This window comes from Holtiella tumoricola (genome assembly GCF_027857615.1).
GTDB classification, from domain to species: Bacteria; Bacillota; Clostridia; order Lachnospirales; family Cellulosilyticaceae; genus Holtiella; species Holtiella tumoricola.
The window spans coordinates 1-23020 of the sequence record NZ_JAQIFT010000074.1 but is presented as its reverse complement, the minus strand read 5'-3'; the positions used below and the strand labels follow the sequence as shown (position 1 = coordinate 23020).

At 33.6% G+C, this 23020-nt stretch carries 19 protein-coding genes, 1 riboswitch and 1 other annotated feature; of the genes, 17 read left to right on the top strand and 2 right to left on the bottom strand.

The window, feature by feature from the left end:
* Positions 1 to 20: 20 nt before the first annotated feature.
* On the bottom strand, positions 21 to 1019 hold the full coding sequence (locus tag PBV87_RS22065) for an aspartate-semialdehyde dehydrogenase (protein WP_053982654.1): 999 nt from the start codon (positions 1017 to 1019) through the stop codon (positions 21 to 23).
* A gap of 113 nt (positions 1020 to 1132) precedes the next feature.
* Positions 1133 to 1316: riboswitch (Lysine riboswitch) on the bottom strand.
* A 228-nt stretch (positions 1317 to 1544) separates the two neighbouring features.
* Between PBV87_RS22065 and PBV87_RS22060 the strand changes: the two genes are divergently transcribed.
* The 17 genes from PBV87_RS22060 (at position 1545) to PBV87_RS21980 (ending at position 22157) form a co-directional block, all read left to right on the top strand.
* Positions 1545 to 1757 (top strand): small, acid-soluble spore protein, alpha/beta type, encoded by a 213-nt coding sequence (locus tag PBV87_RS22060; protein ID WP_053982653.1) that lies wholly within the window; start codon positions 1545 to 1547, stop codon positions 1755 to 1757.
* A gap of 143 nt (positions 1758 to 1900) precedes the next feature.
* A complete protein-coding gene (locus PBV87_RS22055; RefSeq protein WP_271013776.1) occupies positions 1901 to 3175 on the top strand; it encodes an ATP-binding protein in 1275 nt (424 codons plus the stop codon).
* A gap of 61 nt (positions 3176 to 3236) precedes the next feature.
* Positions 3237 to 4325: a DNA polymerase IV gene (gene dinB / locus PBV87_RS22050; protein ID WP_271013775.1), complete on the top strand. Its 1089-nt coding sequence runs from the start codon at positions 3237 to 3239 to the stop codon at positions 4323 to 4325.
* A 213-nt stretch (positions 4326 to 4538) separates the two neighbouring features.
* On the top strand, positions 4539 to 5321 hold the full coding sequence (locus tag PBV87_RS22045) for a class I SAM-dependent DNA methyltransferase (RefSeq protein WP_408633715.1): 783 nt from the start codon (positions 4539 to 4541) through the stop codon (positions 5319 to 5321).
* A 10-nt stretch (positions 5322 to 5331) separates the two neighbouring features.
* On the top strand, positions 5332 to 6207 hold the full coding sequence (hslO, locus tag PBV87_RS22040; RefSeq protein ID WP_053982649.1) for an Hsp33 family molecular chaperone HslO: 876 nt from the start codon (positions 5332 to 5334) through the stop codon (positions 6205 to 6207).
* 373 nt (positions 6208 to 6580) lie between these two features.
* A complete protein-coding gene (nagE, locus tag PBV87_RS22035) occupies positions 6581 to 8023 on the top strand; it encodes an N-acetylglucosamine-specific PTS transporter subunit IIBC (protein WP_271013774.1) in 1443 nt (480 codons plus the stop codon).
* A 1035-nt stretch (positions 8024 to 9058) separates the two neighbouring features.
* Positions 9059 to 9904 carry a sporulation protein YtxC gene (gene ytxC / locus PBV87_RS22030; protein ID WP_271013773.1) on the top strand — a complete coding sequence of 282 codons (846 nt, stop codon included), beginning with the start codon at positions 9059 to 9061 and terminating at the stop codon, positions 9902 to 9904.
* A gap of 66 nt (positions 9905 to 9970) precedes the next feature.
* Positions 9971 to 10173, top strand: a binding site (T-box leader).
* A 92-nt stretch (positions 10174 to 10265) separates the two neighbouring features.
* Positions 10266 to 12212, top strand: coding sequence for a threonine--tRNA ligase (gene thrS / locus PBV87_RS22025; RefSeq protein ID WP_271013817.1), 1947 nt, complete (start codon positions 10266 to 10268; stop codon positions 12210 to 12212).
* A 114-nt stretch (positions 12213 to 12326) separates the two neighbouring features.
* The gene (gene thrS, locus PBV87_RS22020; protein ID WP_271013772.1) at positions 12327 to 14300 is read left to right on the top strand and encodes a threonine--tRNA ligase; all 1974 of its coding nucleotides are present in this window, start codon (positions 12327 to 12329) and stop codon (positions 14298 to 14300) included.
* Between the two features lie 268 nt (positions 14301 to 14568).
* The gene (gene infC / locus PBV87_RS22015; protein ID WP_053982645.1) at positions 14569 to 15060 is read left to right on the top strand and encodes a translation initiation factor IF-3; all 492 of its coding nucleotides are present in this window, start codon (positions 14569 to 14571) and stop codon (positions 15058 to 15060) included.
* Between the two features lie 45 nt (positions 15061 to 15105).
* Entirely contained in the window at positions 15106 to 15303 is a 198-nt protein-coding gene (gene rpmI / locus PBV87_RS22010; protein ID WP_053982644.1) for a 50S ribosomal protein L35, read from the top strand.
* Positions 15304 to 15328: 25 nt separating this feature from the next.
* Positions 15329 to 15685 carry a 50S ribosomal protein L20 gene (rplT, locus tag PBV87_RS22005; protein ID WP_053982643.1) on the top strand — a complete coding sequence of 119 codons (357 nt, stop codon included), beginning with the start codon at positions 15329 to 15331 and terminating at the stop codon, positions 15683 to 15685.
* A 268-nt stretch (positions 15686 to 15953) separates the two neighbouring features.
* Positions 15954 to 19181, top strand: coding sequence for an immunoglobulin-like domain-containing protein (locus PBV87_RS22000; RefSeq protein WP_271013771.1), 3228 nt, complete (start codon positions 15954 to 15956; stop codon positions 19179 to 19181).
* Between the two features lie 358 nt (positions 19182 to 19539).
* A complete protein-coding gene (locus PBV87_RS21995) occupies positions 19540 to 19806 on the top strand; it encodes a CD3324 family protein (RefSeq protein ID WP_271013770.1) in 267 nt (88 codons plus the stop codon).
* Positions 19807 to 19916: 110 nt separating this feature from the next.
* On the top strand, positions 19917 to 21287 hold the full coding sequence (locus PBV87_RS21990) for a GNAT family N-acetyltransferase (protein ID WP_271013769.1): 1371 nt from the start codon (positions 19917 to 19919) through the stop codon (positions 21285 to 21287).
* 22 nt (positions 21288 to 21309) lie between these two features.
* Complete coding sequence (locus tag PBV87_RS21985; protein ID WP_271013768.1) at positions 21310 to 21519, top strand: hypothetical protein; 210 nt, start codon at positions 21310 to 21312, stop codon at positions 21517 to 21519.
* Between the two features lie 206 nt (positions 21520 to 21725).
* A complete protein-coding gene (locus tag PBV87_RS21980) occupies positions 21726 to 22157 on the top strand; it encodes a hypothetical protein (protein ID WP_271013767.1) in 432 nt (143 codons plus the stop codon).
* Between the two features lie 107 nt (positions 22158 to 22264).
* Here PBV87_RS21980 and PBV87_RS21975 read toward each other — a convergent pair whose 3' ends face one another.
* Positions 22265 to 22531, bottom strand: a complete 267-nt coding sequence (locus PBV87_RS21975; protein ID WP_271013766.1) for a hypothetical protein — start codon at positions 22529 to 22531, stop codon at positions 22265 to 22267.
* Positions 22532 to 23020 lie beyond the last annotated feature (489 nt).

Below are 23020 nucleotides of genomic sequence, written 5' to 3'. Positions count from 1 at the left end.
TTATCATCAGTCCTTTCGATTTACATCATATGTTGGATAATCCATTCAGCGATCTGAACCGCATTGCTAGCAGCACCTTTACGAATGTTGTCTGCTACAACCCATAAGTTCACACCGTTATCAACACTTTCATCACGACGAATACGTCCTACAAAGACTTCATCATGACCAGTAGCGTTTATTGCAAGTGGATAAACATTATTAGCAACATCATCTTGAATAATAATGCCTTCACCTTTTGAAATTACATCTTTAAGTTCATTTATCTCAAATGGTTTATTAAGTTCAACATTTATACTTTCGCTGTGGCTGTTGAAAACAGGTACACGTACAGTTGTAGAAGTGATACGAAGAGACTGATTATCAAAAATCTTACGTGTTTCTTCTACCATTTTCATTTCTTCTTTTGTATAACCATTTTCTAAGAATACATCAATGTGAGGTAAGCAGTTATTTGCGATTTGATGAGGGAATTTTTTAGGTGCATTACCTTTAAGTCCTTCTTCAAGATCACTCCATCCCCCCATACCAGCACCTGATACAGCTTGGAAAGTAGTGTAAACTATTCTCTTAATACCATAGTATTCATTGAGTGGTTTAAGTGCAACAACTGCCTGGATAGTTGAGCAGTTAGGATTTGCAATAATACCTTTATGTGATCTAATTGCTTCTGGATTAACTTCAGGTACAACTAGAGGAACATTTGGATCCATACGCCAAGCAGAACTATTATCAATAACAATACAACCGCTTTCGGCAGCAATTGGAGCGAATTTTAAGCTTGTGCCACCACCGGCAGAGAAAAGAGCAATATCAATTTGGTGTTCTTTGAAACTTGTTTCAGTAAGTTCAAGAACAGTGTATTCTTTACCCATGAAAGTAAGTGTTGAACCTGCTGAACGAGCAGATGCAAATACATAGAAGTTTTCAATAGGTAAGTTCTTTTCTTCTAACACCTTTAAGAATGTACGCCCTACCATGCCTGTTGCGCCAACAACAGCTAAATTAATTTTTTTCATAATTAAATCCTCCCTAAAATTGTTAAAATAATAAAAGCCAGCTTAGTGGGTAAGCTGGCTGTGAATCCAAATGATGTAAAGTCATTTATAAAAATCATTTACGAAAATCATTTAAACACAGTAGCACACCACCTATTGTATAGCAAAAGGTGACAGTTGTATAGTTATTAACTATACCCCCAGGAACAAAGTGTGCAAGCGTTTTACTCCTTCGGCGATACGTCCTTTCCTATTTAGTCATTTCTTCTTGCAAAGATCATAAAAAGTACTGATAAGCATCGCGCCTCTACGTGATTGGAAAAATGCGTATTTAATTGTGTCTAATGATAGCATGGGTTAAAAGATGTGTCAAGGTTATAAAAATTAAAAATAATTACAAACAATTATATATAACCATATAAACAATATTATATGCATGATTTGAGAAAAGGTGTAAGAAAAATAAAAAAGTAGGGTAAGGGTGTATATTTTAAGGATAAACTATCCATACTTTAGAACATGAATACAAAAAAGGAAGGGTATATTATGAACAATAATGGAAATTCAAAAGAAAAGTTATTTGATGCACTTTCACCAGATCAAAAAATGAAATTAGAGATTGCAGAAGAACTTGGACTTTTAGAAAAAGTACAAAAAGATGGATGGAAAAGCTTATCACCTAAAGAAACAGGACGTATTGGTGGACTTATGACTAAGAAGAAACGTGAACTTAAAAATAAAGAAAATGAAAATATGTAAAGAATAGTTGAAAGGAAATAGACATTGAAAACAGGAAACTGATTCAATGTCTATTTTTTTATGCGAAAAAAGAATTTTGAATTGAAAGAAATATTGTGATAGGATAGGCATAAGAAAATTTGAAAGAGAAATGATGTGATTGTATGAAAGCAAATTTAAAATTGATGAAGTCCTGGTTTGTAAGATTGTGCGTACTTAGAAATTTAAGACAAAGTGAGTTAATAAGTCAATTAGAAGAGGTCATTGAACATTTTTTAGAAGAGAAGGACTTAGAAATATTAATTGAAGCCTATAATAGCTTTACTTATAAATTTTATACTATACAGCCTTATCAATCTTTAAAAGGTTATATAGAAAATAAGCTTTTATATGGAGAAAATCTTATAACATATTATTTGGAGCAAGAAAAATTAATCCCTCAAACTATTAAGCAAAGTTTAGAAATAGAATTAAATCTTTTAGAACAAATAGGTGGTATAAACTCTAAGATATTTAAACAAATTTTATTAGAACATAAAGATGCAGTTTGTATGCAAGGAGCAATAGAAGGACTTTTAGATTGGGGAAATGAGGAGGAGCGTTGTGTCGAAGTATTAGGAAGAGAGGGATGGGGGGATCAAGCAGAAACTTTACTTGAGTTTTATCATCAGAGAGGTTGTGGTAATTTTGCTAAATACTATGCATTTAAATGGGATGATAGTAAAGGATATAAAGAGATTGTAGGTATTAAGAAACCTGACTCAATAGGACTTAATGATTTAATTGGCTATGAGTTACAAAAACAAGATATATTAAAAAATACGCATGCCTTTTTAAAAGGATATCCAGCCAATAACCTACTTTTATATGGAGCTAGGGGAACAGGTAAATCTTCTATGGTAAAAGCTATACTTAATCATTTTGCAAGTACAACAAAGTTAAGAATGATAGAGATAAGAAAAGACCAGTTAATGCATTTAAAAGAGTTAATGGGGTTAATTCAAAATAAACCTTACTATTTTATTATTTTTATAGATGATCTGGCCTTTGAAGATAAAGAAGAAACTTATACAGCGCTTAAAACCATTTTAGAAGGTGGATTAGAAGAAAAGCCAAAACATATGGTTATTTATGCAACGTCTAATCGTAGACATCTTATTCAAGAACAGATGAGTGAAAATGAGTTACATGGAAACGATACAGTAGAAGAAAAGCTTTCTCTTTCTGATAGATTTGGTATGCGAATTGGTTTTAGTAGTCCTAATAAAAAGGAGTATTTAGATATTGTAAAGGGAATTGTAGCCCAGAGAAATATTCAAATAGATGAGCAGGTTTTAGAAAGAGAAGCATTGAAATGGGAAATGTGGAATAACGGAAAATCAGGACGTACAGCTAAACAATTTGTTAATTACATAGAGGGAGAGTTAGAATCTTTATAGAACATTTGAGGAAAAAATGATACACTAATACGGTTAAACTAGGAACAAAGGGGAGTGGAGTATGCGCAAGATTATACACGTTGATATGGATGCTTTTTTTGCACAAGTAGAAATGCGTGATAATCCACGCCTAAAAGGTAAGCCACTTATTGTAGGTGGTGATCCTAATGAACGTGGTGTTGTAGCAACGTGTTCTTATGAAGCGAGAAAGTATGGGATTCATTCTGCAATGCCAGGAAAAACAGCAAAGGTACTTTGTCCCCATGCTATTTTTGTTAGACCGCGTTTTGAAGTATATAAAGCTGTATCAGCTCAAATAGGTGAAATTTTTAGGCGTTATACAGATAAAGTAGAGTTTTTATCATTAGATGAAGCCTACTTAGATGTAACAGAAAATAAGAAGCAAATGTCCTCTGCTACACAGATTGCTAAGGAAATTAAAGCAGCTATATGGAATGAACTGCATTTAACGGGTTCGGCAGGGGTATCTTATAATAAATTTTTAGCTAAGATTGCATCAGATTATGAAAAACCTAATGGTTTGACAGTTATTACGCCCGATAAGGCACAAGAACTTTTAGATAATCTACCTATTAATAAGTTTTTTTTAGTAGGTAGAGTGACTGCAGAGGAATTGAAGAAAATAGGAGTACATTACGGAAAAGATTTAAGGAACTTAGAGCTGAGTTACTTAGTAAGCGTATTTAAAAAACGAGGTTATCTTTTATATGACTTTGCAAGAGGAATTGATGAGAGAGAAGTGGAATGTAGCAGGGTACGCAAGTCAATAGGAGCAGAGACAACTTTTAATGAAGATATACGTTTAAGTAGTATAGAAGCTAAAGAGGCTTTAGAAGCACTGGCGGAAGAAGTAAGTTTAAGAGTAAAACGTCGAGGTGTATGGGGAAAAAATGTAACCTTAAAAGTTAAGTTTAGTGAATTTAATCAAATTACAAGAAGTATGATGACCAGTTCTTCTATTGTTGAGCCGCAAGAAATTATGAATTATGTGGAACAATTGATGCATAAAGTGGATAACTTAGATGAAAAAGTAAGGCTATTGGGGATTACATTATCTCATCTTATGACTGAAGATGAGCGTAAGCATGAAAATATTTCATTATTTGAATATATGGATAGTTTGAAATGAAAAATAGACCATGAGAACGAGTTTCTCATGGTCTATTTAGTGGATTGAAGGGAGAAAAATTTATGTCTATCATTAATATAACCAAATCAAGTATAATTTATGATAGAAACCAAAAGAATATTTTATTAGAAGGAATTAATATGTAAATTTTAAATTACATTTGCATAGAAAAAACTGCTAGTGTACAATAAAGTTTAGTCGTCAGATAAAGAGGTGGAGAAATTGGACATTTATAATGATTTTGCAATGATTTATGATACTTTTATGGAAGATACACCTTATGTACAATGGGTAGACTTTATACAAAGTGTGATTAAAGAACACGGTATTGAACCTAAACTTATTTGTGATTTAGGTTGTGGCACAGGAACAATGTGTGAACTCTTTGCTGATCGTGGTTTAGACGTTATTGGGATAGATGGGTCAGAAGAAATGTTGATGATTGCTAGGGAAAAGGAATTAGAAGCTGGGCGTGGCATCTTATACCTTATGCAAGATATGACAGAGTTTGAGCTTTATGGAACAGTTGATGTTATTTATAGTAGCTGCGATAGTATTAATTATCTTATGGAAGAAGAAAAAGTACTATCTATGTTTAAATGGGTAAATAATTATCTTGAAAAAGACGGATTATTTATCTTTGATGTGAATTTACCACATAAATATAAAACCCTTCTAGGGGATAAAGTATTTGCAGAGCAGACAGAAGAGGCTGCATATATTTGGGAGAACTTTTATGATGAAAAACAACAAATCAATGAGTTCTATGTAAGCTTCTTTGTACAAGATGAAGATGGACGTTATGATCGTTTTGAAGAAGTCCATTATCAAAAAGCTTATTCAATAGAATGTATTAAACAAATCATCGAAAAAGCAGGCTTAGAACTTGTTGCAATTTATGATGATTATACACATAAATCTTATAATGAAGAGACACTTCGTGCTACTTTTGTAGCAAGAGAAAAACAAGTAGACGGAAAAGTTTACGTGGACTAAGGAGGATACGATGAAAAACTATATTGTAAGAGGAACAGATAGTAGTAGACAATTTAGATTTTTTGGTGCGAATACAACAGAACTTGTGAATGTTGCAACGGCACATCATGGTACATCACCAGTAGTATCAGCAGCACTTGGACGTACAATGACAGGTACACTTATGATGGGTGCTATGTTTAAAAATGACTCTGATAGAGTATGTGTTATGATTAAAGGGGATGGCCCTATCCAAGGTATTACAGTAGAGGCTGATGCAAAAGGTAATGTTAAAGGTTACCCTCATCAAGCGATTGTAGATATTCCTAAAAAGGAAAATGGTAAGTTAGACGTAAGTGGTGCAATAGGAAATGCTGTCATGACAGTAATTAAAGATATTGGTATGAGAGAACCATATACAGGACAAGTACCTATGCTTTCAGGTGAAATTGCAGAAGACTTTAGCCTTTACTTTGCAGACTCAGAACAAACGAATACAGCAGTTATTCTTGGTGTACTTATTGACCGTGACTATAGTATTAAACAAGCTGGTGGAATTATTATTCAAGTACTTCCAGATGCTACAGATGAGGCAATCACACAAATAGAAGAAAGACTTAAGACTTTTACATCTCTTACAAGTTATATGGATGAAGGTAAATCTATTGAGGATATAATTAAAATGCTTCTTGGAGATGATATTGACATCATGGATACGATGGAAGCTAGATTCAAATGTGATTGCTCAAAAGAACAAATGGAACGTGCTCTTATTAGCTTAGGAAAACAAGAACTTACAGATATCGTAAATGATGATCAAGAAGATCTAGAACTTGTATGCCATTTCTGTAGTACAAAATATGAGTTTGATAAAAAAGATTTAAAAGAAATTTTAGATGAACTTTAAAAAAATTTAAATAAAACATTTAAACAATAATAAATGCACAAATGAAAATTGGTGTTTTAGTATAAAACAGACTAAATGCACAAAAAAATGTTTTGAATTGTTGACAACCATGTTGGGATTTGCTAAACTAATTTTAGCAAATATCGAACGGGGTGTTACTGGTAAAGCAGGCAAAACCAAATTTTGCGGACATAAAAATACATATTTTAGTAATTTAAAATATATATTTTTTGTGTGTCCCAAAATTTGGTTTTTTTGTTTTCTAGGAAACGTACGATATTAAGCGGTGAAGGTGGATAAACTGTACATATTATACTTATTAAAACATATCACCTTTAAAAATGAACAAATACAGAATAAGGGGGAAATAATTATGATGAAGTATCTTCAAAAACTGGGTAAATCATTAATGCTCCCAGTAGCATGTTTACCAGTTGCAGGTATCCTTATGGGTATCGGGTATTGGCTTGATCCAACAGGTTGGGGTGCTAACAACATAGTGTCAGCGTTTACAATTAAAGCAGGTTCTGCATTAATTGATAACATGGCTATTTTGTTTGCAATAGGTGTTGGTGTTGGTATGTCTGATGATAAAGATGGTACATCAGGACTTGCAGCCTTAGTATCATGGTTAATGATTCAAACATTATTATCAACAGGTGCAGTTGCAATGTTTACAGGCGTAGACGTAGCAGCAGTAAATCCAGCATTCGGAAAAGTTAACAATCAATTCATTGGTATTCTTTCAGGTATTATTGGTGCAACTTGTTATAACAAATTTAAAAATACTAAGTTGCCAGATTTCTTATCATTCTTTAGTGGTAAACGTTGTGTAGCAATTGTAACAGCAGGTGTTACAATTGTTGCAACAATTATTTTATTCTTTGTATGGCCTATTCTTTATACAGGCCTTGTAACATTAGGAAAAAGTATCTTAAGTACTGGTGCAATAGGTGCAGGTATCTATGCATTCCTTAACCGTTTACTTATTCCAGTTGGCCTTCACCATGCACTCAACTCAGTATTCTGGTTTGACGTTGCAGGAATCAATGACTTAGGTAACTTCTGGGCAGGTACAGGTACACTTGGTCAAACAGGTATGTACATGGCAGGGTTCTTCCCAGTTATGATGTTTGGTTTACCAGCAGCAGCTTTGGCTATGTATCATACAGCTAAAGATAACAAGAAAAAAGTAGCATTTGGTTTATTAAGTGCTGCAGCAGTTTGTTCATTCTTTACAGGGGTTACAGAACCACTTGAGTTTGCATTCATGTTCTTAGCTCCAGTATTATACTTAATCCATGCTATCTTAACAGGTATTTCAGCATTTGTTGTAGCTTTATTACCAGTAAGAGCTGGTTTCAACTTTAGTGCAGGTCTTGTTGACTTAATACTTAGTTTAAAAGCACCAATGGCACTTAACCCATTATGGTTAGTTCCAATTGGCTTAGGTTTTGGTGTAGTTTACTATGCAGTATTTAGATTTGTAATCACAACATTCAATCTTAAAACACCAGGTAGAGAAGATGATGACATTGATGGAGATGAAATGCAAGTAACTCTTGCAAATAATGACTACACAGCAGTAGCTAAAACAATCTTAGAAGGTCTTGGTGGAAAAGGTAACGTTGCATCTATTGATAACTGTATCACACGTTTAAGACTTGAAATCAAAGATTACACATTAATTGATGAAAAGAAAATTAAATCATCAGGTGCTCGTGGTGTTATGAGACCAAGCAAAACAAGTATCCAAATTATTATTGGAACACAAGTACAATTTGTTGCTGATGAACTAGCAAAACTTTGTAAATAAAAAAGACTATATAGAAGGGCTACTACGCAAAATGCGTAGTAGCCCTTCTTATACGTTGAATTATAGAATAAATATTTTATAGAGTGAGGGTGTGCTTATATTTAGTCTACTTGCGTGAGTTAGCTAGGTGGATTCTCCTCCACCTGCTACACTCCGCTTTCAGAGAAATGTAACTCATTCAAAATAATAACGGTGTGAACTCGCTACGCTCAAACAGCACACCTAAAACCATTATTTTTTTATTTCGTACATTTCTTATCTGAAAGCTACGTAGGCAGATTCCGGAGAACGCACCTATCCAGCTCACTGAATCAAGTCTACGAATATGCCTCCCTCACTTTGTGGACTGCGCCAGCGAAGAGATTACTAAACTGTATGTAGCTTATATTCTAAGTCCATCCTCGAAAAAGCTTCAGTGAGGTTACCCACGTATTACCGCCCTTTTCTACTCACGAAGGTAAGTTTTCACTTCCAGTGACACCCCGTGGTGAAGAGATAGGAGTAAATGTTTCTTCTTCGGAAGGCAAAATCTTGCAGGTATCAATACCTTTTGCTACTGGGTTAAGTAAGACACGCTTTGTAGAATTGATAGTGCTTTTGATTTAAACTTCTAAATGATTAAGCACTTTCACATGAAAGATGTTTAGAAAATACATCATGTAGTTTAGCTATTTTTCTATCGGAAGGGGCTATTATGTGATGGGCTGTAAGGTAAGTTGTTGTATGGAAACTTCCTCCGCAGAGTTTTTAGAGAGGCTTAGTGAATGGAATCAAACTGGTTTTAGGGGAATGTTTGAAGAAAAGTGAACTTGTTTTCTGAGTTTTGACCGTTAGTTTGATGAAATGAACTTAGCCTGTCTTAAAAGTTGAGGACTAAAAGTTGGAATATAATAAGCTTGCCTACATGCCCTCACACTTAACCAAATATTTATTTTATCCTCACATTAAAAATATTCAAAAAGAACATTTAATATTGGGGAAAGTGAACAAGTGGTCACTCATATATTGAATTAGAGGAGTCAGAGGAGGCATACAATGATTCAATATAAAGTCTGGACACAAAAGTATGGAGAACCTTTTAAGACGAAACTAGAGAGTGCTTTAATAGAGCAAAAGTTTCAAGGAGAGAAATGGGAAGAAGATCACTTTGCGCATATAGATAGTTTTAAATTTACTCCGAATAAAAAAGATAAAGAGCAAAGCTTGAATAATATGGTAACTTTAATAGGAGATTTTATTCAAGAGGAACTTTTAAAGGGATTTGCAAAAACTTATTTAAGGGCTCGTAAAGACTTAGATAAAATGGAGAAAAGAGAAATAGAAAAATTATTTATCCATAATAACTATATAGCTAAGGAAGATGGTGTATCTTATATTTCTTATTATGTAATTTATACTCCTATATATAAAGAATTAGAGAAATATAAGGAAATTAACATAGATGGCTGGATTACTTTTAGAAGTGAAAAATATAAAGTAATCCTTGAAGATGTAATAGAACAGACCATATATGACTATGAGATGCAAAAAGACTATATACAATTTATAAATTTTTTGCTACAAATGAAGGGATTACAGGAAGAGCAAATAGAGCTTGTTCATTTAGTGCCTAGACAGGATGGTACTATTTTATTGTTTGATGAAGAAGAAAAAGATCAAACGGATTATTGGACCAAATTGTATTGTGAAGACTTGGAAGATGAAGCACTTACTATAGAAGATCGCGTGTTGCATATGCTTATCACTTTATCTCCAAAAGAGATTGTATTACATGATTTCTATGAAAAATTAAATAAACCATTTTTAGAAACACTCAAGACTCTTTTTAGAGATCAACTTATATGTTGTAAAGGCTGTGAGTTTTGTCAAAAACAGCTGTAAAAAACTACTATGTTAAGAATGGTGTTGACAGTGATGGGGAATTTGAATAGAATGAGTATAGAATATTTAAAAACGTTGAAGAGACAAGTAGCTTATAGAACTTTTTCAGAGAGAAGATGCGTTGGTGGGAGCATTTTTAAAGCAATATAGGTGAAGACCAGCTCTGAGTGATTGAGAACCAATCCGTTGACTACGTTATAGTCGAAACAAGAGGTTTCTAAAAGAAACAATAAGGGTGGAACCGCGGGAAATGTACTCTCGTCCCTTTTCTAGTTTTTGTGGCTAGAAAAGGACGAGAGTTTTTTGATGCCCAAATTCTAGAAATAGTACACACTATATTGAAAAGGGAGGGAATGTTATGATTAACATTACTTTAAAAGATGGTGTTGTAAAACAATACGAAGCAGGTATTAGTGTACTAGATGTAGCAAAAGACTTAAGCGAAGGCTTAGCAAGAATGGCTTGTTGTGGTCTAGTAAATGGTGAAAGAGTAGATCTTAGAGATACTTTAGATCAAGATTGTGAGTTAGAAATTGTAACTTTCAAAGATGCAGATGGTAGATGGGCATTCCGTCATACAGGTGCTCATATTTTAGCTCAAGCAGTTAAAAGACTTTATCCAGATACAAAACTTGCAATTGGACCAGCTATAGAAGATGGTTTCTATTATGACTTTGATAGCGCAAGACCTTTCACAGAAGAAGATTTTGTAGCCATTGAAGCTGAAATGAAAAAAATCGTAAAAGAAAAACTTGCTATTGAAAGATTTGAGCTTCCTCGTGAAGAAGCTATTAAAATGATGGAAGAAGCAGGTGAACCTTATAAGGTAGAGTTAATTCAAGATCTTCCAGAAGGTGAAGTGATTTCCTTCTATAAACAAGGTGAATTTGTAGACCTTTGTGCAGGCCCTCACCTTATGACTACAAAACCAGTAGAAGCTATTAAACTTCTTTCTGTTGCAGGTGCATACTGGAGAGGTAGTGAAAAGAATAAAATGCTTTCTCGTATTTATGCAACAGCATTTGCAAAAAAATCAGAGTTAGCAGATCACTTAGCTAAAATCGAAGAAGCTAAAAAACGTGATCATCGTAAATTAGGGCGTGAACTTGAATTATTCACAATCCTTGATGAAGGTCCTGGTTTCCCATTCTTCTTACCAAAAGGAATGGAACTTAGAAACACACTTATTAATTATTGGAGAGAAATTCACAAAAAAGCGGGTTATCAAGAAATCTCTACTCCAATTATTTTAAATAAAGATTTATGGCTTACAAGTGGACACTGGGATCACTACCGTGAAAACATGTACACAACAGTCATTGATGAAATGGATTATGCGATCAAGCCTATGAACTGTCCAGGCGGTATGTTAGTGTATAAGACAAAGATGCGTTCTTATCGTGACCTTCCACTTCGTATGGGTGAATTAGGACTTGTACACAGACATGAGCTTTCAGGTGCGTTACATGGTCTTATGCGTGTACGTAACTTTACTCAAGATGATGCACATATCTTTATGCTTCCAGAACAAATTAAGAGTGAGATCAAAGGTGTTGTAACACTTATTGATGAAGTCTATAAAGCATTTGGTTTCAAATATAAAGTAGAAGTTTCTACAAGACCAGAAGATAGTATGGGTAGTGATGAAGCTTGGGAAACAGCAACAGAAGCTTTAAAAGAAGCTTTAACAGATTTAGGCTATGATTACAAAATCAACGAAGGTGATGGCGCATTCTATGGTCCAAAGATTGACTTCAAACTTGAAGACTGCTTAGGTAGAACATGGCAATGTGGTACAATCCAATTAGACTTCCAACTTCCAGAACGCTTCGAACTTGAATATGTTGGAGCAGATGGTGAAAAACACAGACCAGTTATGATTCACCGTGTTATCTTAGGAAGTATTGAACGTTTCATTGGGGTTATTACAGAACACTTTGCAGGTGCATTCCCAACATGGCTTGCTCCAGTACAAGTAAAAGTACTTCCTATCTCAGAAAAATACCATGAGTATGCTGAAAAAGTTCAAGCAAGCTTATTAGATGCAGGTGTAAAAGTTGAAATTGATGAACGTGCAGAGAAGATTGGTTACAAGATTCGTGAAGCACGTATGGAACGTGTACCATACATCTTAGTTGTAGGTGCTGAAGAAGAAGCAGAAGGTAAGGTAGCTGTTAGAAGTCGTGAAAATGGTGAAGAAGGCAAGATGCCACTTCAAGATTTCATTGGCAAAATTACAGAAGAAATTAAAACTAAGTATAACTACTTAGTTTCAGGCAATAAAACAGAAGAAACTACAGAAGAATAAACTTAAAAGTTTAGAAGACTAAAACAGTATCTAAGTAAGGGCTGAAGTTTATTTGTAATATAAACTTTAGCTCTTCTTAATATAAAGAAACTATACAATATATAGAGGTGAAAAATGATTAATATTACTTTAAAAGATGGTACTAAGAAGCAGTATGAAGCAGGTATCACTATTTTAGATATTGCTAAAGACCTTAGTGAAGGTTTAGCACGTGCTGCTTGTGCAGGTAAATTAAACGGTGAAATGGTAGACCTTAGAACACCAGTTACAGAAGATGCGAGTATTGAAATTCTTACATTCAATGATAAAGAAGGGAAATGGGCATTCCGCCATACAGCAGCTCATATTTTAGCTCAAGCAGTTAAGAATCTCTATCCAGATGTAAAACTTGCTATTGGACCAGCTATAGAAGATGGTTTCTACTATGATTTTGATCGTGAAACAGCATTTACAGAGGAAGAATTTAAAGCCATTGAAGCTGAAATGAAAAAAATTGTAAAAGCAAAACTTCCTATTGAAAGATTTGAACTTCCTCGTGAAGAAGCTATTAAAATGATGGAAGAAGCAGGTGAACCATATAAAGTAGAACTTATTCGTGACCTTCCAGAAGGTGAAATTATTTCTTTCTATAAACAAGGCGAATTTGTAGACCTTTGTGCAGGTCCTCACCTTATGAGTACAAAACCAGTAGATGCTTTTAAAATTCTTTATGCTGCAGGTGCGTACTGGAAAGGTAATGAGAAAAACAAAATGCTTGCTCGTATCTATGCAACAGCATTCCCTAAAAAAGCTGAGCTTAATGAGCATTTAGAAAAACTTGAAGAAGCTAAAAAACGTGATCATAATAAACTTGGTCGTGAACTTAAACTCTTCACAACAGATGAAGCAGTAGGACAAGGGCTTCCACTTATGATGCCAAAAGGTGCACGTGTTATCCAAACACTTCAAAGATGGGTAGAAGATGAGGAAGAAAGACGTGGCTATGTACTTACAAAAACACCAAGTATGGCTAAAAATGACCTTTACAAAATTTCAGGTCACTGGGATCACTACAAAGATGGTATGTTTGTAATGGGAGAAGAAGAAACAGATAATGAAATTATTGCACTTCGTCCAATGACATGCCCATTCCAATTCTGTATCTATAACTCAGAGCAACACAGCTATCGTGATCTTCCTATCCGTTATGCTGAAACAGCTACCCTTGCAAGAAATGAATCTTCAGGAGAAATGCATGGACTTATTCGTGTAAGACAATTTACACTTGCAGATGGACATATTGTATGTACACCAGAGCAACTTGAAGATGAATTTAAAGGATGTCTTGACCTTATCAAATACATTATGAATACACTTGGTATTGATAAAGATATTTCTTACAGATTCTCTAAATGGGATCCATCAAATACAGAGAAATATATTGATAACCCAGCAGCTTGGGAAGAAACTCAAGTTATCATGAAAAATATCTTAGATCATCTTGATATTGACTATACAGAAGCAGAGGGTGAAGCTGCATTCTATGGTCCAAAACTTGATATTCAATTTAAAAATGTACATGGTAAAGAAGATACAATTATCACAATCCAAATTGACTTTGCATTAGCAGAACGTTTTGGTATGACTTATGTAGATTCAAATGGAGAGAAGAAACGTCCATACATTATCCATCGTTCATCAATTGGATGTTATGAAAGAACACTTGCTATGCTTATTGAAAAATATGCAGGGGCGTTCCCAGCATGGCTTGCACCAACAGCAGTTAAAGTACTTCCTATTTCAGATAAATATGCTGATTATGCAGCAGAAGTTACTAAAGCACTTAAAGATAACGGCATAAAAGTTGAAGCAGATTACAGAACAGAAAAAATCGGTTACAAAATCCGTGAAGCACGTATGGAACGTGTACCATACATCTTAGTTGTAGGTATGGATGAAGAAGCGAATAGAACTGTATCTGTAAGAAGCAGACAAAATGGTGATGAAGGTGCTGTAGCACTAGACACATTTGTAAGCCGTGTTTCAAACGAAATTAAAACTAGATATAATTACCATCTAGAAATGAAGGATCAAAACGAGAACAACTAGTTGACAAACCTAATTGTCTATGGTAAGATTTCATATGTTATCAGATGCAAGTAGAAGCTATCTCTTCTCACCTTACAACGACTTAAGTTCGTAAGGTCATACTAATTGAATTTTAAATCGACAGATTTAGTATGATATAGAAAAGAAGTGGGTAGGTTGAATGCATCTATCCACTTCTTTATTTTAGTGCGTTCACATCAACGCAAAAAGAGATGTTTAAATTCATACAGGCAAACAAATTTAGGAGGTGCCCATTATTAACGAATTAATGATTAACGAACAAATTCGTGACAAAGAAGTAAGACTTATTGGTGCAGATGGAGAGCAAATTGGTATTGTATCAATTAGAGACGCTCAACAAATGGCCAGTGAAAAAAATCTTGATCTTGTCAAAATTGCTCCACAAGCAAAACCACCAGTATGTAAGGTGATGGATTACGGTAAATACAAATTTGATGCAGCTAAGAAAGAAAAAGAAGCTCGTAAAAATCAAAAAACAGTTAGTGTTAAAGAAGTTAGATTTTCAGCAAGTATTGATAAACATGACTTCGAAACTAAAGTCCGTAATGCTCAAAAATTCTTAAAAGCAGGGGACAAAGTTAAAGTATCAGTTATGTTCCGTGGACGTGAGATGATGCATACACAAAAAGGTGTTGAGATATTAGATCAAGCAATGTCACTTCTCGAAGAGTATGGCGTAGCTGAAAACAGACCTAAATTAGAAGGTAGAAACATGGCTATCGTGGTAGCACCAAAATAGTTACCTTAAGATAAAAATTAAATTATTAAAAGGAGGATCCTACTCATGGCTAAATTAAAAACAAATAGAGCAGCAGCAAAACGCTTCAAAGTAACAGGATCAGGAAAACTTAAAAGATCAAAAGCATACACAAGTCACATCTTAACAAAAAAATCTCCTAAGAGAAAACGTAACTTAAGACATGCTGGACTTGTTGATTCAACAAACGAAAAACAAATGAAACGTTTATTACCACATTTATAAGAAAAAGCAGTAGGAGGTTAGGAACATGGCGAGAGTAAAAGGTGGCATGGCTACTAAAAAAAGACGTAACAGAGTATTAAAATTAGCTAAAGGCTATAGAGGCGCGAAATCTAAACAATTCAGAACAGCTAAACAAGCTGTAATGAAATCATTAAGCTACTCATATGCTGGTAGAAAACAAAGAAAACGCGAATTCAGAACATTATGGATTGCTCGTATTAACGCAGCAAGCAGAATGAACGGTTTATCATACAGCCGTTTCATGAATGGTCTTAAAAACGCTAACATCACAATCAACAGAAAAATGTTAGCTGATATGGCTATCAATGATGCAGCAGCTTTCACAACATTAGTTGAAACAGCTAAAGCTAACTTAAAATAATTTAAGCTAATTTAAAATATTTCAAGTTAATATAAAAAGAGGTCTAGGCAATTATGCCTAGGCCTTTTTTGGTATATAAAATCTATTTTTTATAGAACGTAAGGGATAGTAGAAAGTTTTAAGTAAAGTAAGGACATTAAGAGGACAAATAAGGGACAAGTAGGATGTTGACCTAGGGACATAAGTTGCGAAATAATGTAGATGACCAATATAAGTAATAAATGGAGATAAATATAAAAATATTTAAATATATAAGAAGGAGCTTAATATGAAATTAGGTAAGATAAGAAAACTTATGGCAGTTGTTCTTGGTATGACTATGGTATATGGTGCTATCCCAACTTTTGGGACAGTATTGGCAGTTGAACAAGATAGAATAGCAAGTAGACCGGAAGATTTAGAAAGAAAAATTGTAGGTTATTTTCCAGAATGGGCATATAAGTCAGCAGAGCATAATTATTTTAATGTAACAGATTTACAATGGGAAGAACTAACACATATTCAGTATTCTTTTGCATTTGTAGATGAAAAAACAAATCAAATTACTTTCTCTGATCGTGAAGCAGCGATAGAGGAAACATTTGAAGGCATGGATTTAAGTTATAATGGAAAACCTGTAACACTTGATCCAAACTTACCTTATCAAGGACATTTTAATATTCTTCAACAAATGAAAAAGCAGTTTCCAGATGTAACATTATTAATGTCAGTAGGTGGATGGGCTGGTTCACGTGGATTCTACACAATGATGGATACAGACCAAGGTATTGATACATTTGTACAATCATGTGTTGACTTTATTAGAACATATGGATTTGATGGTATTGATATTGACTTTGAATTCCCATCATCAACAAGCCAATCAGGGAATCCAGATGATTTTGATGTATCTGAGCCACGTCGTCAAACAATTAATAAACGTTACAATGTGATGATGAAGAAATTAAGAGAAGGACTTGATAAAGCTGGTAGAGAAGATGGCAAATACTATATGCTAACAGCTGCTGTGTCAGCATCTTCATGGGTGTTAGGTGGTGTTGAGTCTAATGAATATGCTAACTACTTAGATTTCTTAAGCATTATGTCTTATGACTATCATGGTGGATGGAATCAATATGTTGAAAACCAAGCTAATATTTATCCAGATCCAGCAGATACAGAAACAAAAGGAATGATTATGCCAGTATTAGGTATGGATTGGTCATACAATTACTATCGTGGTGTACTACCTCCGGAAAAAATTCTTATGGGGATTCCTTACTACACAAGAGGTTGGGAGAATGTACAAGGCGGAGATGGTACAGGTTTACATGGTAGCAGTAAAACACCAGCAACAGGTAAGTACAATATCTGGGGAGATTATGATACAACAGGCTATCAGATACCAGCAGGTGCAAACCCATTATGGCATGTACTTAACTTAATGGAAGAAGATCCAAATTTACAAGTATATTGGGATAATGTTGGGAAAGTTCCACATTTATGGCAACCAGATGAACGTGTATTCTTAAGCTATGAAAATGAAAGGTCAATAGATGAACGCTTAAAATATATTGAAGAGAAAAACTTAGGTGGTGCATTAATCTGGGTTATGGATGGTGACTATGGTTTAAATCCAAACTATGTACCAGGTTCAACAGATATTAATGAAGGTAAGTACACCTATGGAAATACACTTACTAAGAGATTAAGTGATGGTCTTGAAGCAATGGGGCCAGCTAACAAAACAGATGAGAGTTTAAAAGGAACATCAGAAATTGGTGTTGAAGTAGAGCTAAAAGGTAACTATGATCATCCAAACTATACATATGAATTTATTATTACAAACCATACAGATGAAGAAATTAAAGGTGGATGGGAAATTGCTTTTGATTTACCAAAGTCAGCTGAATTCAAATCTACTTGGGGTGGAACAGTAACAAAACAAGATAATGGTGAATTCACAAGAATAACTATTCAATCTTCAGGATGGCAAAACTTAGCACCAGGTGCAACAACTAATCTTCAAGGAATGATCGGTTTATGCTTTAGTGGTGTAAGAAATATTACATTTAATGGTATGATACCAGCAGGAAAAGATGCAAATGTTAATCAAGCTCCAGTATTTACAGGTGTAGAAGATGTTGCTTTAACAGTAGGGGATACATTTGATCCTATGGCAAATGTAGTAGCAACAGATAAAGAAGATGGAGATTTAACAGAAACAATTACAGTAGAAGGTATAGTGGATACAACAACTGTAGGTCACTATACATTAACTTATACAGTGTCAGATAGCCAGGGGGTTATTACAACAGTTGCACGTAATGTCATTGTAAAAGAAAATATAGCTCCAGTTATTACAGGTGCAGATAATATTGAAATTAACCTAGGACAAGATTTTGATGTGATGGCTGGTGTAAGCGCGCATGATGAGGAAGATGGTGACTTAACAACAGCAATCCAAGTAGCAGGAAATGTAGATACAAACAAAGAAGGTACTTATGTATTAACTTATAAAGTTGTAGATTCAAAAGGCTTAGTAGCAGAAGTAGAGCGTCAAGTAGTCGTTACAAAATTACCCAATACAGCACCTGTTATTAGTGGTGTAGTAGATGTAGAGATTAATGTAGGTGAAGACTTTAATGTTATGCATGGTATTAGTGCATATGATAAAGAAGATGGTAACTTAACAGGAGCAATTCAAGTAACAGGTCAAGTAGATACAAGTAAAGAAGGAACGTATACTTTAATCTATACTGTAGAAGATAAAGATGGTGCACTCACATCAGTAGAGCGTCGTATAGTGGTAACTAAATTACCAAATACAGCACCTGTTATTCGCGGAGCAGAAGATATTGTACTTGAAGTAGGGGATGCTTTTGATGTAATGGCTAATGTAAGTGCCTATGATAAAGAAGATGGTGATTTAACACATGCAATCAAACTAGATGGTTTTGTAGATGTAAATGTACCAGGTAGCTATGAAGTCATGTATACAGTAACAGATAGTGAAGGTTTAACAACGATTGTTGTAAGAAATATCACAGTTAAAGAAGTACCAACAACACCAGAACCAGGTGATACATATAATCCAGAAAGAATTTATAATACTGGAGATAAGGTTATCTACAAAGGTGAAGAGTATACTGCAAAATGGTGGGTACAAGGTGAAGCACCAGATAACAGTAGTGCATGGGAGAAAGCACCTCAAGTTAATGAAGACGGTACACAAGTTTATATTCCAGGTAAAGCTTATGTAGAAGGGGACCGCGTAAGCTATAATGGACAAGTATATAAAGCAAAATGGTGGACAAATTCAACTCCAGGTAGTGATAGTAGTTGGGAGCTAGAAAATGCTGGTAACAGTGATGAAGATCAATCAAATGATAATAATTATGTACAAGGCGGAACATATGTAGGGGGCGATATTGTAACTTACAATGGAGAAACATATAAAGCGAAATGGTGGACAACATCAACTCCAGGCAGTGATGAAAGTTGGGAAAAACTATAATAGCTAAGATATAGAAATGCTATATAGAATGAATAATTAAATTATCAATAAAGGTCTATGGAACGAGTTATAATTTTCTAGTTTCATAGACCTTTATTTGTTTATGGGATTATGCAATAGACTTAAAAAGATATTGAAAAGTATGAAGATAATATAATATGATAAGAACATATTAATAAATTTTAAAGCGAGGAGGAAGAAGTATGATTTGTACAACAAGAGTTAGTAGTTGCTCAGCAGGATCTATTAATAGATAAAGGCGATTGCCTGAACTGAGCTTAGTTTAAAGTCGCCTGCTCTATTTCATAGATACTGCACCTTGGAGAATGACAGCATACTTTCTAGGGAGAGCGATATTATGAAATATAGAAAAGCAGAAGATATATTACCACAAGAATTATTAGAACAAATACAATACTATATACAGGGTGAAATACTTTATATACCCAATAAAAAGGGACATAAAAAGAAATGGGGAGAATGCTCAGGGGGAAGAAGTTATTTAGCTATGCGCAATGCTGCGATTAAGGAAGCATATGCAAGTGGAGAAAGTTGTGAAGCTTTAGCAAGTTCTTATCATCTGAGCTTAGCAAGTATTAGAAAGATTGTATATGGTAGTAGATAAAAAATACATGATAGACATTTTATAGATTGCATTATAGACAGTAGAGTCATTATGATAAAAGTAATGGCTCTACTGTTTTTTCTTTAGGACAGAATAAAGGAGAGAAGAAAATGCAATTGATTGATATTACAAAGGGATTAAGATTGAGAAGATATGATGGCAACTATGATTTTGCATTAAGCTGGTATCAGGATGAAGAAATGTTACGCCTAGTAGATGGAAAAGATGCAAGCGTATATGATGCATTAAAGCTTACAAGAATGTATAACTATTTAAATGAACAAGGAGAACTTTATTTTATAGAAATACAGGAACAAGATGAATTTAAGCCTATAGGTGATGTTACATTATGCAAAGATGATTTGCCTATCGTAATAGGGGAAAGTAAATATCGTGGAAAAGGAATAGGTAAGCAAGTTATAGAAGTTTTAAAAGAAAGGGCACGAGAGTTGGGGTACACTACTCTAGGTGTAAGAGAAATTTATAATTATAATAATGCTTCAATAAGATTATTTGAAAACGTAGGTTTTATAAAATATAAGTCAACTGTAGATGGATTTAGCTATAGATATGATTTGATAATGAAAAGGGGGAGTGAAGAAATGAAATGTTGTTATTTAGGTGAAGAATATACTGAGGAAATTGTACAACTTATGAGTAAGTACAATAAGTTACTTCAATATAGGATAGGGTATTGTTCAGTAAAACCGGAGAGTATTAGAGCGGATGTCAAAGAATCTTTTGCTGATCCTGAGAATAAAACTGTAGGTATTTTACAGGATTCAAAACTTGTAGCAGTGATTGGTCTAGAGATTGATGAGGCCAAGCAAGTAGTAGAAATGGTAGGTCCTTTTGTAGAGGGGAAGGAAAAACAAATGTGGCTAGAACTTAGTGAACAGCTTATAAGTTTTGTGTTAAAAGAACTAGGGAATGCCTATACCTATAAGTTTTTTATTCATAAAGAGCATGAGTGGTGTAAATCATTACTTCGTTCAATGCATACGCATTTTATGGGGGATGAATATACTTTGAGAATTTATCCTAGTAACATAGGTGCATTAGAAGAATACTTAGTAGAAGTACCATCGGTTGAAGAATATGAAGAGGTAAAAGCACTTCATGATCTAACGTGGCCAGGGGTGTATTATAGTGGAGAAGAAATAGTCACAATGTTAGATAAAGGTCATCAAGTGTTTATTGTAAAGCAAGGTCAAGAAATAGTAGGATATACGTTTATTGAGCAGCAGCTTTCAGGTAAAAGAGGGTATATACATTTTCTAGCAGTAAAAGAAGCTTATAGAGGGAAAGGCATAGGAAGAGCACTTTTACAGTATGCTATTAAATGGTCTATGCAAGATGCAGAAGTTGAGAAGGTTTGTTTATGTGTAGAAGTAGAAAATGAGAATGCTTTAAAACTATACTATGGGATAGGGTTTGAAATAGAAGAAGCATATGAGGCTTATCATATAGATAAAAGTTGAAATTAATAGATGAGGTAGAACAATGAAAATAATTGATACATATGAAGAAATAAAAAAGTTAGAATCAAGCATGCGATTAAATACTACGGCATTTTTAGAAGAATGGAAAAGATATATAGCAAATATATCTCCATTATTAGTAGAAAAGCGGATTCAAGATAGTAATAATTATAATCTAAAAAAAGAAGTAATACCTGTTATTGAACAAGCTTTTAGTGGGAGGATATTTTAAGACAAGTTCATGAAATTTTTTTAGAGGTAACTAAAAATTTATCTAAAAAGGTAGAAAATAATTTAAAATACCAGTTAGATATAGATATTATCTTTTATTTAGGACTATGTAATGGAGCAGGTTGGGCAACTAATATAGGAAACAGAAAAGTTATTCTATTAGGCATTGAAAAGATAATAGAACTTAAGTGGTATAATACAAAAAGTATGATTGCATTAATCTATCATGAAATTGGACATATATGGCATGATCACATAGTAGAAAATAGTCCTCAACTAGATACCCAGTGGGAACATTCATTATGGCAACTTTATAGAGAAGGAATGGCGATGTATTGTGAGCAATTACTATATAACGATCATTCATTTTATCATCAAGATATTAATGGATGGCTTATATGGTGCAAAGAAAATAAAAAACAATTAATAAAAGAATATAAGTTAAGGGTTGATAAGAATGAGGATACACAGGAGTTTTTCGGAGATTGGCATAGCTATAAAGGACATTCTGATATAGGTTATTACATAGGATGTGAATTTGTAAAGTGGCTTATTGCTAAATATAGTATCGTAGAAAGTTGCCATATGGATATGAAAAGTATGTTGTATGAACTAGAAGAGTATATGATAGCAGAGTAGAATTCATATTTTTAGGTATTTTAATTTTAATTTTAATGAATTAAAGTGAAACCATAAAAAATTAAAATTAACTAAATGGAAATAGAAGACAAAGGTAGGTTTGTCTTCTATTTTTGTATGTAAATAAAATAAATATTACTAAGTAGACAAAGAATACAACATATAAAAGAGGTAACAAGAAAAGGATTGACTTTAAAGATTAAATGTAAAATCAAAAAGATAATACTTGAAAATAAAAGGAATACAGATAGAAAATGACTCATGCTTAAAAAGAAAGCAATAATTACATAGCTTAAGAAACAAATGGCTGCAATAGCACATACTTGATAAATACGTTCGTAATTAATAGCATGGCTCTTCTTTTTTGTGATCATGGCAATAACCTCCTTGATAAAAACCCTACTATAAAATATGATAGAGTTGTCTTAAAAATAACCGAAACAAGCAGATTTATTAATTAAGTAGTATTTTATTAATATAAGGATATAAAAATAGATGTTTAGAAAACTTATAGTATAAGTTAGTAGAGCATTTAAAGAAAATAGATCAAGGGGAAAGGGGTAGTGTGATAGATATTAAAAAGAGTAAACAAGTATAATGCAGGATATAAAATAAGGTTTACTTAAAACAATAAAAAGTAATAAAATAGGTATTAAAAACAAAATAAAAGGCATAATACAATATAAAATACAAGAAAATTTCTTCTTTACAAGATGGCTTGACAAAAGTAAACACATCTTGTAATATATCTACTTGTGAGGCGGACATAATCTGATAAGAATAGATAAAAGATGAAAAAAAGTCTTGACAAAATGAAACGCTTCAGATAAAATAGTAAAAGTCGCCGCTAAGAGGTGACAACA